Raw genomic sequence first — 14,348 nt, forward strand, 5'->3', positions numbered from 1 at the left:
GAAGAATATGAATATATACTATAATAAATGTGACAACTTCAGCAAAGGGGGATGTTTTGACATGAATTTGAAAGCGTTACCAGCTATAGAGGGGGATCATAACCTAGAAAACTACGATGAAACGTATCGGCAATTTGATTGGTCCGAAGCGGAAAAACATTTCTCTTGGCATAAGACAGGGAAATTGAACGCGGCTTATGAAACGATAGACCGCCACGCCGAATCTTTTCGGAAAAACAAAGTAGCGCTTTATTATAAGGACGCAAAACGGGATGAAAAATACACATTTAAAGAAATGAAAGAAGAAACAAACAGAGCCGGGAATGTACTGAGACGGTATGGAAATGTGGAAAAAGGGGACCGCGTTTTTATTTTTATGCCGAGATCACCCGAGCTTTATTTTATTATGCTAGGCGCTATCAAAATCGGCGCAATCGCCGGGCCGTTATTTGAAGCGTTTATGGAGGGGGCTGTTAAGGACCGGCTGCAAAACAGCGAGGCAAAGGTTGTCGTCACGACGCCTGAGCTTTTGGAAAGGATTCCGGTTGAAAAGCTGCCTGATTTACAGCATATATTCATAGTCGGCGGCCAGGCTGAAAAGAGAGGAACAAACATCATTCATTATGATGAAGTGGCTAAGCATGAGAGCACAAGACTGGACATTGAATGGATGGACAGGAAAGACGGCTATTTGCTTCACTATACATCAGGATCTACGGGTACGCCGAAGGGTGTGCTTCATGTCCATGAGGCGATGGTTCAGCAGTATCAGACAGGAAAATGGGTCCTTGATTTAAAGGAAGAGGACATTTATTGGTGCACGGCCGACCCAGGCTGGGTGACTGGAACGGTGTACGGGATTTTTGCGCCGTGGCTGAACGGAGCGACAAATGTTATTGTCGGCGGACGATTCAGCCCGGAAAGCTGGTATGGAACGATTGAGCAGCTTGGCGTAAACGTCTGGTACAGCGCGCCGACTGCCTTTCGAATGCTGATGGGAGCCGGAGATGAGATGGCTGCCAAATATGATCTGACTTCACTCCGCCATGTGCTGAGTGTCGGTGAACCTTTAAACCCGGAAGTGATCAGATGGGGGCATAAAGTTTTTAATAAACGGATTCATGATACATGGTGGATGACAGAGACGGGCGGACAGCTGATCTGCAACTATCCTTGCATGGATATTAAACCAGGCTCGATGGGAAAACCGATTCCCGGTGTAGAAGCAGCAATCGTTGACAATCAGGGGAACGAGCTTCCGCCGTATCGAATGGGGAACCTCGCCATTAAAAAGGGCTGGCCATCTATGATGCACACGATTTGGAACAACCCTGAAAAATACGAATCTTATTTTATGCCTGGCGGATGGTATGTGTCGGGTGATTCTGCCTACATGGATGATGAAGGGTATTTTTGGTTCCAAGGCAGAGTGGACGATGTCATCATGACCTCCGGTGAGCGCGTCGGACCATTTGAAGTGGAAAGCAAGCTTGTCGAACATCCGGCAATTGCGGAGGCGGGGGTCATTGGAAAACCTGATCCCGTGCGCGGCGAAATCATCAAAGCCTTTATCGCTCTCAGAGAAGGGTTTGAGCCATCTGATAAACTGAAGGAAGAAATCCGCCAATTTGTCAAACAAGGTCTTGCAGCCCATGCGGCTCCGCGTGAAATTGAATTTAAGGATAAGCTGCCAAAAACACGGAGCGGTAAAATCATGAGACGTGTGCTGAAGGCGTGGGAACTGAATCTTCCGGCCGGAGACCTGTCAACGATGGAGGATTAAAAGGCGCCGTTGACACGGGATTTTATTTATGTTAAAAATGATATAGCTTCATATGAAAAGGTAAAGATTGAGACAAGTAGAATATCCTTACGTTCCAGAGAGCTGATGGCCGGTGAAAATCAGCACAGACGGATATATCGAATACACTCATGAACCGCTTTTGCAAACAAAGCCGCTCAGGCTTTCAGTAGTGAAAGAACGGACCTGATCCGTTATCAGGCAAAGTGATAAGAGCGAAAAGCTGTATGTATGCTCTTATTAGTAGGGTGGTACCGCGATAATCAATCGTCCCTTCGTTTACACGAAGGGGCGTTTTTATTTTATTAAAAAAGGAGCTTTATCTCATGACAAACTTACTTGAAGACTTATCCTTCCGCGGATTGATTCAGCAAATGACGGATGAAGAAGGACTGAATAAACAGCTGAACGAAGAAAAAATCCGCCTGTACTCAGGCTTTGATCCGACAGCAGACAGCTTGCATATCGGGCACCTGCTGCCCATTTTAACACTCCGCCGTTTTCAGCTTGCGGGGCACCATCCGATTGCGCTTGTGGGCGGCGCGACGGGTTTAATCGGCGATCCGAGCGGAAAAAAAGCTGAGCGTACATTAAACACGGCTGATATTGTTGTCGAATGGTCGCAAAAAATCAAACATCAGCTTTCAAGATTTCTTGATTTTGAGTCAGCGGAAAACCCGGCTGTTATGGCAAATAACTACGACTGGATCGGAAACATGAATGTGATCGACTTCCTTCGTGACGTCGGCAAAAACTTCGGCATCAATTACATGCTGGCAAAAGATACAGTCAGCTCCAGAATCGAATCCGGCATCTCTTACACGGAATTCAGCTACATGATTCTTCAATCTTATGATTTCTTAAACCTGTACAGAGAGAAAAACTGTAAGCTGCAAATCGGCGGAAGCGATCAATGGGGCAACATTACAGCTGGCCTTGAGCTGATCAGAAAATCTGAAGAAGAAGGAGCAAAAGCATTCGGTCTTACCATTCCGCTTGTAACGAAAGCGGACGGCACAAAATTCGGAAAAACCGAAGGCGGCGCAATTTGGCTTGATAAAGAAAAAACGTCCCCATATGAGTTCTATCAATTCTGGATCAATACAGACGACCGTGATGTAGTGAAATATTTAAAATACTTCACGTTCCTTTCAAAGGAAGAAATCGAAGAATATGCTGAAAAAACTGAAACAGCACCTGAAAAGCGTGAAGCGCAAAAACGCCTGGCAGAAGAAGTGACAGCGCTCGTTCACGGACGCGAGGCACTGGAGCAAGCGATTAATATTTCCCAAGCATTGTTCAGCGGCAATATTAAAGAGCTTTCTGCCCAAGACGTAAAAATCGGTTTTAAAGATGTGCCTTCTCTAGAAAAAGACAGCGCTGAAGAACTGTCACTCGTAGATGTGCTGGTTGAATCGAAACTGTCACCGTCTAAACGCCAAGCCCGTGAAGATATTAAAAACGGAGCCGTTTACATTAACGGTGAACGCCAGACAGAAATTGACTATATCTTATCTGCTGAAGACCGCATTGAAGATCAATTTACTGTTCTGCGCCGCGGGAAGAAAAAATACTTCCTTGTCACATATAAATAAGAAAAAAACATCCTTTGCTTAATTGGCAAAGGATGTTTTTGGTTTAGCGCATAGGAATTTGAGGGAAAGAGTATATTAGATAGGGCAAACACGACCATTCACCACCTTTTCAATAGGAGGGAGAGCTCACCGTGAATCTCATGTGTACGATCGCCAAAGAAAGATTGCAGCGGGATTATTGGGAGCAGCAGACCAGAGAAAGTGTTGTCCAGCAGGAAACGGTAGAAGAATCAGACGAAAAAAAACCCCCGACCGCATAGCGGCTGGGGGTTTTTTAAACGATTAACGAGAGTAGAACTCAACGATAAGCGCTTCGTTAATTTCCGGAGCAAGTTCAGAACGCTCTGGAAGACGAGTGAATGTACCTTCAAGCTTTTCAGCGTCGAAAGTAAGGTATTCAGGAACGAAGTTGTTTACTTCAACAGATTCTTTGATGATAGAAAGGTTTCTTGATTTTTCGCGAACACCGATTGTTTGACCAGCTTTTACTTGGTAAGACGGGATGTCAACGCGGCTTCCGTCTACAGTAATGTGGCCATGGTTAACCAATTGGCGAGCTTGACGGCGAGTACGCGCTAAACCTAGCTTGTACACAACGTTATCAAGACGAGAATCTAAAAGAATCATGAAGTTTTCGCCGTGTTTACCAGTCATTTTTGCAGCTTTGTCAAACAATGTACGGAATTGACGTTCGTTTACACCGTACATGTGACGAAGCTTTTGCTTTTCTTGCAATTGCAAACCGTATTCTGATAATTTTTTACGTTGTCCTGGGCCGTGTGGACCTGGAGCGTAAGGGCGTTTTTCTAATTCTTTTCCTGTTCCGCTAAGAGAGATTCCTAGACGGCGGGACAGTTTCCAAGATGGACCTGTATAGCGAGCCATAATGTGACTCCTCCTTTGGTTTTATTTTTGTGGAAAATAAAAACCGTCTGTTCTATTCGACCATGGACATTTTGTTTTCATGTATCCTCGCTCCAGCAGCAGAGAGTTACACGATACACCTTACTGATAAGGAACAAAATGAAAACATAGAAGCTGAACAAAAAGGCTGCAATATTTCACACAAAGGTCATTATATAATTTATTTGTTTTGAAGTCAACCATTCATCCATTATCGCTTTGCTGTTTATGATATAATAAACAAAAATTAGTGGTAAACTTTTTAGGTGATAAAACATGATAGAACAAACAAAAGATCAATTACCCGCCTTTCGTTATCATATGCTCGATTTTTTATTAACCAAATCTGTAAAGGTCTCATTCACCGACTCTCTTTTATGGCTGACATCGGCTATTCAAACATATTTTCCATCACTTTGCGTATCCCTTTTACCGTCTCCATCTGATCACATGGCACAAATGGCAGAGGATGAAGTGCATTTTTCTGCATCGAAAATAAATGCCTCATTTTATGTTATCGAGGATCATGTCTCCGGCAGGAGCTTTCATTTAACATGCAGGCAGGACGGAGTGTTTCCGGAAGAGCTTCCGGATTTGATTTCTTCTTTTTTGAATCAGTCAATGAAACAGGAAAGACTTTATATCAAAACAATCTATCAAAAAAAGATATACAAGATGACAGAACTGTTCCATTCGCTGCTCGACCAGACGGAAGTGTTGAAGAAGCTTCTTGAAAGCTTACACACCACGTTTCCCCTGTTTCAATTTTCTCTGTTTATTTCTCATGATCAGGACCAATGTATAGGTGTTCCTGCAAAGGAACTGTATATGGAAGGGGAAGATGCCGATTCCTTTGCGCTTAAAGTCTATCTATCCGGGAACATTTTGCGGAAAAATGAAACGGTCGCTTACATCCCAATTAAAGGGCAGCAGGGAACGTACGGCGTTCTGATGGCAGGTGGGGCGGGAGACAGTCCTCTTACCGACGTGTACCTTGATGAAATGTCACTGATAGCAAATGCGGCGGGAAAGGCGTTTGAAAATGCCCAGCTCTATGAACAATCCAAAACAAGTATTGCAAACTTGGAATTAATTAATGAAACATCGCGCCGTCTCAACCAGCGGCTGACGCTGACGGATACGATGAACGATCTTGCTGTGAGAATGGCTGAATCATTTCATGCTGAAGAAGTGGGTTTTTTCCATATTGACCATTTTGAACATCAGACACTGCTTCCCGGGAGCACAGCATTTTTTAAAGAAACGAAGTCGTCTGATATATATAATGAAATAAAAGAAAAACTGTACGAAGGTGAGAATGGCGTTTTTATCGGAAATGGACAGTCTGTGTTTGGAAAAGCCGGATACGGTTCACTTATGGCTGTTCCGATGATGGAGAATGACCAGCTCCTGGGATTTGCCGTTTTGCTGAAAAAGGAAATGTACGCTTTTACATTTGAAATGTACAAGCTGTTCCAAGCGCTGATTCATCACGCAACGCTGGCTGTGACCAATTCGATGCTTCGCGACCGCCTTGAGCATCTGGTGAAAACGGATCAGCTGACAGAGCTGTATTCAAGAGTCTATTTAGATGAAAAAATTCAATACAGCATGAAAATTCATCAAAAAGGCGTTTTTATTCTTGTTGATATTGATAATTTTAAAAATGTAAATGATACGTACGGACATCAGACAGGGGACGAGATTTTAATACAGGTCGCTTCCGTTATCAAAAGCAATATTCGAAAGCATGATGTCGGCGCCCGCTGGGGGGGCGAGGAGCTGGCGGTTTACCTTCCGAATGTGACGGTTGCTGTCGGGAAACGGATTACCGAAAGGCTTGTTTGTGCGGTGAGAAAAAGCACGAAGCCTGAGGTGACGATTTCATGCGGAATCTCCTGCTGGGACTCAGAATCGAAAAAATCCTTGAAGGAGCTTGTTCACGAGGCCGACGAAGCGCTTTACACCGCGAAACGCAGCGGGAAAAACCGTTTGATGATTCACGAGTCGATAAAATGAAAAAAGCCCAAAACGCTACATGTTTTGGGCTTTTGTTGTATGCTCTACACTAAAGCTTTTTCAAGGATTTCTGCAAATTGTGTAAGATACTTTTCATCGATCTCATCAAATCGGTTTTTGACAGGGCTGTCAATGTCCAAAACGCCGACTAGGTTTCCGTCTACATGAATCGGAAGCACAATTTCTGATTGAGATGCTGCATCACAGGCGATATGTCCCGGAAATGCGTTTACATCCGCAACTCGCTCTACTTTTCCGTTTGCATATGCTGTTCCGCAAACGCCTTTGCCGAAAGGAATACGGACACATGCCGGCAGACCTTGAAATGGCCCTAACACAAGCTGTCCTTCCCCTTCTTTAGCAAAATAGAAACCGGCCCAGTTGACCTCAGGCAATGAATGATAAAGCAGTGCTGACGCATTTGCGTAGTTTGCAATTTGGTCTGTTTCGTCTTCTGTTATGGCTTCGAGCTGTTTGAGCAGAAGCTGGTAGTCTTTTTCTTTATCTCCAGATTGTTGTTCGACATGAAACATGGAAAACCCTCACTTTTTCTATAATATAAAACAAAATCCCGGCTTTTCTGCCGGCATTTGTCGATAAGTTCTTACAGGAACAGCCGGTCTCCGCCTTGAATTTGTAACAAGAGGAAGGAGTGAGCCGGTATGAAAGTAAGCACCAAAGACAAAATTATTGAATCTGCTGTCATGCTCTTTAACCAAAAAGGATTTTCTGGCACATCTGTCCGTGAAATTGCAAAGTCAGCTGATGTAAATGTTGCGCACATCTCCTACTATTTTAAAGGCAAAGGAGGTTTGATGGAACACTTAGTTTCAGAGTTTTACGAAGGCTACAATAAAACACTTGAAACAGCGGCAGGCAACATCTCTTTTCAAAGCACGCAGGAACAGCTTCTCCAATTGGTTTTCGATATTTTATCCTATCAGCATAACAATCGTCAATTAACTCGGTTTGTCTACCGGGAAGTCACCATTGATTCGACTTTAATAAGGGAAATAATGTCGACGTACCTGATGAAGGAAAAGTATATCTTCCAGCTGATTATTGAGGAAGGAGAAAAACAGCGAGAACATTTAACGCTGCCGCTGCCTCATTTTATTCTTCAATTAAAATCTCTCTTGATGATGCCCTATCTCCAGCCTCAATATATTTCAGAAGTGCTCTATATGCAGCCGCACGAGCCGTACTTTTATAAAATGTATTTTGAGGAAATCAAGATTTGGATCAGAAGCGTATTCCGGACAGGAGACATGCGGTCACAAATTAGCGCAGTTCAGTAAATTTCTCATACGCGTATCCGACATCACCCGCTTGATGGGCATCAGACCCGAATACAAGCGGGATGTTTTTTTGCTTCGCCGCCTCAATCATCCAATCCTCCAGATAAATATCCCCCGCGTATGTTTTTCTCAGACCTGATGTATTAAAGTCGAGCTCCATTCCGTTTTCCTTGACAGCGTTCAGGCACTCAGAAGCAAGTCTGTGAATATGATCGGACATTTTATAAGGAAACAGCCTGATGAATTTTTTAACGAGTGTGATGTGACCGACTCTTTTTGGCTTATAGGCGCCGAGAGATGCTACAATAGAAGAATAAATGCTGCGGTAATACAGTTCATATACAGCTTCGATGCTTCCGCACTCTGAGATCAGCTTTTTAAATGTATGCTCATCATAGTCGAGGCACAGATAAGACGAGCTTGTGCGCAAAAAATGAACGGATAAGATGCTGTCATCTAAAAATGGGCCGTATGTATTCAGAAACGATTTGATTTCATCTTCGTATTCAGCAATATAATCGACCTCAAGCCCGGTCCGTATGTCAAGCTGTCCGCGATATTCTTTTTTTAATCCGGAAATTTCATTAATGTAGCGTTCCAAAGAGGCTTGCGCCATCGCGCTGTCTTTTTGCGGTGTCGGATCGGTAAAAGAGGGAGGCAAAGGAGCGTGCTCTGTAAACGTAATTGATTGAAAGCCTTTTTTTATCGCTTCCTCCGCATATTGTCTGAGTGTGTCTGTTGTTCCGTGAGGGCAAAATGGTGTGTGAATATGTCCGTCTCGCTTTAGCATTGGTGTCACCCCGTGAAAAAATAGTCAAATCCTGCCGATTTTGCACAAAAAGTTTTTGATTTCTGCTCAAAAAATGTTGGTTACATGGTATCATAATAACAATGAAAACGACAGTTTTTCTCAATACATATCCTGAAATCTTTCTGAATAAATAAAACACCCTGACAGATTAAGGTTAACAGCAAGGGGGCTCATTATGGAGTTTGTCATTGGATTATTAATTGTACTGCTCGCGCTGTTTGCGGCGGGCTACTTTTTCAGGAAAAAAATCTACACGGAAATTGATCGTTTGGAATCTTGGAAGATTGAAATTCTCAATCGATCGATAGTGGAAGAAATGTCCAAAATTAAACATCTGAAAATGACGGGGCAGACAGAAGAGTTCTTTGAGAAATGGCGTGAAGAATGGGATGAGATTGTCACTGCCCATATGCCGAAAGTTGAAGAGCTCCTTTACGATGCCGAAGAATGCGCGGACAAATACCGGTTTAAAAAAGCCAATCAAGTGCTCGTTCATATCGACGATCTCCTGACAGCGGCGGAATCGAACATTGAAAAGATACTCCGGGAAATCAGCAATCTCGTCACAAGTGAAGAAAAGAGCCGCGAAGAGATTGAACAGGTAAGAGAACGCTACTCAAAGTCCCGAAAAAACCTGCTGGCATACAGCCACCTTTACGGAGAGCTTTATGACAGCCTTGAAGCAGATCTTGACGAGATTTGGAGCGGGATCAAACAGTTTGAAGAAGAGACAGAGGGCGGGAACTATATTACTGCAAGAAAAGTTCTCCTTGAGCAGGACCGCAATCTAGAACGGCTTCAGTCGTACATAGATGATGTGCCGAAACTGTTAGCCGACTGCAAGCAGACGCTGCCGGGCCAGATTGCAAAGCTCAAAGACGGATATCGCGAAATGAAAGAGAAAGGGTATAAGCTTGAGCATATCCAGATTGATAAGGAACTGGAAAACCTGTCAAATCAGCTGAAACGGGCAGAACATGTTTTGATGACTGAGCTGGATATTGATGAAGCATCTGCCATACTGCAGCTCATAGACGAAAATATTCAATCTGTTTACCAGCAGCTCGAGGGTGAAGTTGAAGCAGGCCAATCTGTGTTAAGCAAAATGCCTGAGCTGATCATTGCTTACGATAAGCTGAAAGAAGAGAAGGAGCAGACAAAGGCGGAAACTGAACTGGTGAAGGAAAGCTACAGACTGACAGCTGGTGAGCTAGGCAAACAGCAGGCCTTTGAAAAGCGCATTGATGAAGTCGGCAAGCTGCTTGCGTCAGTAAAAGATAAGCTGGATGCAGAGCATGTCGCCTACTCTCTTTTAGTTGAAGAGGTTGCATCAATTGAGAAGCAGATTGAAGAAGTGAAAAAAGACCATACGGATTACCGTGAAAAGCTGCAGGCTCTTAGAAAAGAAGAACTGCAGGCGAGAGAGACACTTGGCAATCTGAAAAAAACAATTTCTGAAACAGCAAGACTGCTGAAGACAAGCAACATCCCGGGCATCCCGAGTCATATTCAAGAGATGCTGGAAAACGCGCATCATCACATTCAAGAAACGGTCAATCAATTAAACGAAATTCCTTTAAATATGGAAGAGGCCGGAGCCCATCTGAAACAAGCGGAAGATATCGTGAACAGGGCAAGCCGGGAATCAGAGGAACTGGTAGAGCAGGTTATGCTGATTGAAAAAATCATTCAGTTCGGAAACCGATTCAGAAGCCAGAACCATATTTTATCTGAACAGCTGAAAGAAGCGGAAAGACGGTTTTACGCTTATGATTATGAAGAATCCTATGAAATTGCGGCTGCAGCTGTAGAGAAAGCTGCGCCAGGTGCTGTGAAAAAAATAAAAGCTGATTTATCCGCTTAAATTCAGATCGTAAAAAAGAGCCCGCAGTTTATGAGCGGGCTCTTTTTTATTAAAAAAACGCCTGCGCAGTAACGCAGGCGACCATAACATTAACTTATTTCTTTAAGCTGCTGTTTGGATGTACCGATGAAAAAGGTAAGAATATAGCCGATAATGGCGGCGATGATTCCAGGAATCACCCAGCCGATGCCAAGGCTGTATAGCGGCAGATTGTCATTTAAAAACGTATTTAGAGCTCCGAGCGAAAAGCCGGCTGCTTTTATTCCGTCTAAAATACTGAATAATCCTGTACCGATTAAGCATGCAATGTAAACTTCACGTCTTTCTTTAAAGAGCTTATCAATAAATGAAAGAACGATAATGACAATGGCAAGCGGATAAATAGCTGATAAAATAGGAACTGAAAAAGCGATAATTTGAGCAAGCCCGAAATTAGAAATCATCAAGCTGAATAAAGTGACGATGGTAACGACAACTTTATATGATAACGCAGGGATAAGCTTTGAAAAATATGTGCCGCAAGAAGTGACAAGCCCAACGCTTGTGGTTAAACATGCGACTGTGATAGCTGATCCAAGTACGATATTTCCTAATGAACCGAATAAATAATGGGACGATGCTGATAAAATTTTAGCTCCTTCACCAACAGGCCCGATTGCGTTTGTGCTTGTTGCACCTAGGTAGGCCAGAGAAACATAAATGAATGTCAGCCCTAATGCAGCAATTATTCCGGCTTTAATACAAGCTGCCGCAAGAGCTTTTGATTGTGTAACGCCTCTGCTTTTCACAGCATTTACAACGACAACACCAAATACGATTGAAGCAAGCGCGTCCATTGTTTTGTAGCCTTCCAAAAATCCTTTAAATACCGGTGTTCCTTTATATGCTTCCGTTACTGCACCTAAACCGCCCATTGGCGTGATAATCGCTTTGAGAACAATCACTAAAATAATTGTGAATTTAATTGGAGTGAGAATTTTTCCGATTCGATCCACGACTTTGGTTGGGTTTAGCGCTAAATAGTAAGTAATGCCGAAAAAGATGAGTGTAAAAAATAATAAAGACAGTCTTTCAGGAACGCCAGCCAGAAACGGAACTGCACCAATTTCATAAGAAACGGTTCCTGTTCTCGGGATGGCGAATAATGGTCCGATTGATAAATAAAGCACAACAGTAAATACTGTACCGAATGCAGGGTGAGCTTTATCAGCAAGTCCTTTAGCATCCTTGCCGGTTAATGCGATAGCGATAATTCCGAGAAGAGGCAGACCTACCCCGGTCAGTAAAAATCCGCCGATGGCTTTCCAGACATTGTGTCCGGCTGCTTGTCCAAGTTCCGGCGGATAAATCATATTTCCTGCTCCAAAGAATAGCGCAAATAGCATGAAACCAATAATAATGGTATCTTTGACAGGCAGTGAGTGTTTCATGAAAATCCTCCTAATAATTATGTTAAAATATTCTGTCAATTAATTGTCAGATAATATGACGAAACGAACAAATCTTATTATATGGTAAAAAATTTAGAAGTCAATACTAGCTTTTTGTAATTTTCTATTAAATTTTGTTATGGTAACATAAATATCATACCTTGTACCGCTTTCATAAAGGAGTAAAAAAAGATGATATATTTAGATAATAGTTCAACGACCAAACCTTATAATGAAGTCTTGAACGTTTATGAACAGACTAGCAGCCGATATTTTGGCAATCCTTCATCTTTGCACCGATATGGAGCCGAAACGGAACAGCTGCTTCAGGCAGCCAAAAATCAAATAAAAAGAGCCTTGGGCCTAAAGAATTATGATATTGTATTTACGTCAGGTGCTACAGAAGCTAATAATGTGGCTTTAAAAGGAGCCGCTTTGTCAAAGATAAAAACAGGCAAACATATCATTGCCACTTCTATCGAACATCCGTCCGTTACTGAATCTTTGGAGCAGCTGACAGAGCTATTCGGGTTTGAAGTAACTTATCTTTCAGTAAATGAAGATGGATTTGTGTCCATTAAGGAACTGAAAGATGCGATTCGGCCGGATACCGTGCTTGTCAGCATGATGCATGTGAACAATGAAGTTGGCTCCGTGCAGCCGATTGAAGAGGCTGGAGAAGTGCTGAAGCAGTATCCGAACATTCTGTTTCACGTCGATTATGTGCAAGGCATCTTTAAAGTTCCCTTGGCGATCGAGAATGCCGGCATTGATCTTTGTTCCATATCCGGCCATAAATTCCACGGACTGAAGGGGACAGGTGCACTTTTAGTAAAGGAAGGAACGCGTCTTATCCCGCTGATAACAGGCGGCTCCCAGCAAAAAGGCATACGTGCAGGAACCGAGCATACAGCAGGTGCGGTTTCACTGGCCAAAGCCATCAATCTTGCGGCTGATGATTATCATCATCACCTTGAAAGAATGGCGGCCGCAAAGGAATTGTTTATGAAAAGGCTGAGTGATTCAGACGGTGTTGTCTTAAATACGCCTCACTTCAATAGCGCTCCGCATATCATTAATTTCTCTGTGCCGGGCATAAAAGCGGAGGTGCTTTTGCATATGCTGGAGGAAAAGGATATATTCGTTTCAACGACATCAGCCTGCTCGGCAAAGGAACATAAACCGAGCAAAGTCCTGTTACAGATGGGCAAGGGAGAGCAGATCGCCGGAAGCAGCATCAGAATCAGCTTAAACTACAGCCAGACAAGCGATGTGACAGAGCCATTTATGAACGCGCTTGTGCCTGGCATCAAAAAACTAAAAAAAATGATGAGGTAGAACATGAATTACGATCATATATTAATTCGTTTTGGGGAGATATCAACCAAAGGAAAAAACAGAAAAAGCTTTATTGAACGTTTAAAGCAAAACGTCAGGCTTGTCCTGAAAGACTATCCAACATTAAAATACTTTTCTAATCGGGATCGTATGACGATTACATTAAATGGAGTGGACCCTGAGGCTCTTTTTCCTCACTTGAAACAGGTGTTTGGCATTCAAAGCTTCAGTCTGGCCATTAAGTGTGAGAGCCGCCTTGATGATATTAAAACAACTGCCCTGCAGGCGATCAAGGATCAATACCGGCCTGGTGATACGTTTAAAGTCGCGACAAAGAGAGCGTATAAACAGTTTGAATTAGATACGAATGAAATGAACGCTGAAATCGGCGGCCATATTTTGCGAAATACAGAAGGGCTGACAGTTGATGTCCGCAATCCAGACATTCCGCTCAGAATTGAAATCAGGGAGGAAGCAACCTTTTTGACGATTCGCAATGAAAAAGGCGCCGGCGGTCTTCCGGTCGGTTCAGCGGGGAAAGCGATGCTGATGCTTTCCGGCGGTTTTGACAGCCCGGTAGCCGGTTTTTACGCAATGAAAAGAGGACTCTCAGTAGAAGCTGTCCATTTCTTCAGCCCGCCATACACAAGCGAACGTGCGAAACAAAAAGTGATGGACTTAGCGAAGTGTCTGTCTCGCTTCGGAGGAAGCATGACGCTTCATATCGTCCCGTTTACAAAGACGCAAGAGCTGATCCAAAAACAAATTCCTGAAAACTATACGATGACGGCAACCCGCCGCTTAATGCTTCAAATTGCCGACAGAATCAGAGAAAAAAGAAACGGGCTCGCGATTATTACGGGGGAAAGCCTCGGACAGGTAGCGAGCCAGACGCTTGAAAGCATGTACGCGATTAATGCGGTTACGTCTACACCGATTCTGCGTCCGTTAATCGCTATGGATAAAACAGAAATCATCGAAATATCACGGGAAATCGGCACATACGAAACAAGCATCCAGCCATTTGAAGATTGCTGCACGATCTTTACGCCGCCAAGCCCGAAAACACGCCCGAAAAAAGAAAAAATCGAACACTTTGAGAGCTTTGTGGATTTTGAACCGCTGATTCAAGAGGCGGTTGATCACATTGAAACAATGACATTATATAGCGAACAAGAAGCAAACGACAAATTCGCAGAACTCTTTTAACTAAGAGCCGGCTCCTGTATACAATTACCAAAGATTTTCTGTATGAAGCCATGTGTTTTAACACATTCTATACTCACAAG

General features: G+C 43.3%; 12 protein-coding genes and 1 other annotated feature. Of the genes, 8 read left to right on the plus strand and 4 right to left on the minus strand.

Annotation, left to right across the window (positions count from 1 at the left end; genetic code table 11):
* Positions 1-61 precede the first annotated feature (61 nt).
* The 3 genes from acsA to sr7p all read left to right on the plus strand — a co-directional run bounded on the left by acsA (position 62) and on the right by sr7p (position 3,656).
* Complete coding sequence (gene acsA / locus KXD37_RS00725; protein WP_024122507.1) at positions 62-1,783, plus strand: acetate--CoA ligase; 1,722 nt, start codon at positions 62-64, stop codon at positions 1,781-1,783.
* Positions 1,784-1,837: 54 nt separating this feature from the next.
* Positions 1,838-2,079, plus strand: a binding site (T-box leader).
* Positions 2,080-2,127: 48 nt separating this feature from the next.
* Positions 2,128-3,396 (plus strand): tyrosine--tRNA ligase, encoded by a 1,269-nt coding sequence (tyrS, locus tag KXD37_RS00730; protein ID WP_095714526.1) that lies wholly within the window; start codon positions 2,128-2,130, stop codon positions 3,394-3,396.
* 131 nt (positions 3,397-3,527) lie between these two features.
* Positions 3,528-3,656 (plus strand): small protein SR7P, encoded by a 129-nt coding sequence (gene sr7p, locus KXD37_RS00735; protein ID WP_024122505.1) that lies wholly within the window; start codon positions 3,528-3,530, stop codon positions 3,654-3,656.
* Positions 3,657-3,678: 22 nt separating this feature from the next.
* On the opposite strand, the gene rpsD is transcribed toward sr7p, so the two are convergent.
* Positions 3,679-4,281: a 30S ribosomal protein S4 gene (gene rpsD, locus KXD37_RS00740; protein ID WP_024122504.1), complete on the minus strand. Its 603-nt coding sequence runs from the start codon at positions 4,279-4,281 to the stop codon at positions 3,679-3,681.
* A 294-nt stretch (positions 4,282-4,575) separates the two neighbouring features.
* Between rpsD and KXD37_RS00745 the strand changes: the two genes are divergently transcribed.
* Complete coding sequence (locus KXD37_RS00745; RefSeq protein WP_024122503.1) at positions 4,576-6,318, plus strand: diguanylate cyclase domain-containing protein; 1,743 nt, start codon at positions 4,576-4,578, stop codon at positions 6,316-6,318.
* Between the two features lie 44 nt (positions 6,319-6,362).
* Here the strand turns inward: KXD37_RS00745 and KXD37_RS00750 are convergent, their stop codons facing one another.
* The gene (locus KXD37_RS00750; protein WP_101860116.1) at positions 6,363-6,851 is read right to left on the minus strand and encodes a GAF domain-containing protein; all 489 of its coding nucleotides are present in this window, start codon (positions 6,849-6,851) and stop codon (positions 6,363-6,365) included.
* A gap of 129 nt (positions 6,852-6,980) precedes the next feature.
* On the opposite strand from KXD37_RS00750, the gene refZ reads away from it, so the two are divergent.
* Complete coding sequence (gene refZ / locus KXD37_RS00755) at positions 6,981-7,616, plus strand: transcriptional regulator RefZ (protein WP_010335311.1); 636 nt, start codon at positions 6,981-6,983, stop codon at positions 7,614-7,616.
* Here refZ and hisJ read toward each other — a convergent pair.
* Positions 7,600-8,406 (minus strand): histidinol-phosphatase HisJ, encoded by an 807-nt coding sequence (hisJ, locus tag KXD37_RS00760; RefSeq protein WP_106020268.1) that lies wholly within the window; start codon positions 8,404-8,406, stop codon positions 7,600-7,602. The genes refZ and hisJ overlap by 17 nt on opposite strands.
* A 196-nt stretch (positions 8,407-8,602) precedes the next feature.
* Between hisJ and ezrA the strand changes: the two genes are divergently transcribed.
* A complete protein-coding gene (ezrA, locus tag KXD37_RS00765; RefSeq protein WP_044153843.1) occupies positions 8,603-10,291 on the plus strand; it encodes a septation ring formation regulator EzrA in 1,689 nt (562 codons plus the stop codon).
* An 89-nt stretch (positions 10,292-10,380) separates the two neighbouring features.
* Here the strand turns inward: ezrA and brnQ are convergent, their stop codons facing one another.
* A complete protein-coding gene (gene brnQ / locus KXD37_RS00770; protein ID WP_254517834.1) occupies positions 10,381-11,721 on the minus strand; it encodes a branched-chain amino acid transport system II carrier protein in 1,341 nt (446 codons plus the stop codon).
* Positions 11,722-11,913: 192 nt separating this feature from the next.
* Between brnQ and KXD37_RS00775 the strand changes: the two genes are divergently transcribed.
* Together KXD37_RS00775 and thiI are read left to right on the plus strand one after the other, a co-directional pair.
* The gene (locus KXD37_RS00775; RefSeq protein WP_105990207.1) at positions 11,914-13,059 is read left to right on the plus strand and encodes a cysteine desulfurase family protein; all 1,146 of its coding nucleotides are present in this window, start codon (positions 11,914-11,916) and stop codon (positions 13,057-13,059) included.
* Positions 13,060-13,062: 3 nt separating this feature from the next.
* The gene (gene thiI, locus KXD37_RS00780; protein WP_106020267.1) at positions 13,063-14,268 is read left to right on the plus strand and encodes a tRNA uracil 4-sulfurtransferase ThiI; all 1,206 of its coding nucleotides are present in this window, start codon (positions 13,063-13,065) and stop codon (positions 14,266-14,268) included.
* Positions 14,269-14,348: the final 80 nt, after the last annotated feature.

Source organism: Bacillus sp. XT-2 (assembly GCF_025696525.1).
Lineage (GTDB): Bacteria > Bacillota > Bacilli > Bacillales > Bacillaceae > Bacillus > Bacillus halotolerans.

Bases quoted from the DNA above. Each gene is read 5' to 3' on its own strand.
- acsA (WP_024122507.1), top strand. From the start codon at position 62: ATGAATTTGAAAGCGTTACCAGCTATAGAGGGGGATCATAACCTAGAA.
- tyrS (WP_095714526.1), top strand. From the start codon at position 2,128: ATGACAAACTTACTTGAAGACTTATCCTTCCGCGGATTGATTCAGCAA.
- rpsD (WP_024122504.1), bottom strand. From the start codon at position 4,281: ATGGCTCGCTATACAGGTCCATCTTGGAAACTGTCCCGCCGTCTAGGA.
- KXD37_RS00745 (WP_024122503.1), top strand. From the start codon at position 4,576: ATGATAGAACAAACAAAAGATCAATTACCCGCCTTTCGTTATCATATG.
- KXD37_RS00750 (WP_101860116.1), bottom strand. From the start codon at position 6,851: ATGTTTCATGTCGAACAACAATCTGGAGATAAAGAAAAAGACTACCAG.
- refZ (WP_010335311.1), top strand. From the start codon at position 6,981: ATGAAAGTAAGCACCAAAGACAAAATTATTGAATCTGCTGTCATGCTC.
- hisJ (WP_106020268.1), bottom strand. From the start codon at position 8,406: ATGCTAAAGCGAGACGGACATATTCACACACCATTTTGCCCTCACGGA.
- ezrA (WP_044153843.1), top strand. From the start codon at position 8,603: ATGGAGTTTGTCATTGGATTATTAATTGTACTGCTCGCGCTGTTTGCG.
- brnQ (WP_254517834.1), bottom strand. From the start codon at position 11,721: ATGAAACACTCACTGCCTGTCAAAGATACCATTATTATTGGTTTCATG.
- KXD37_RS00775 (WP_105990207.1), top strand. From the start codon at position 11,914: ATGATATATTTAGATAATAGTTCAACGACCAAACCTTATAATGAAGTC.
- thiI (WP_106020267.1), top strand. From the start codon at position 13,063: ATGAATTACGATCATATATTAATTCGTTTTGGGGAGATATCAACCAAA.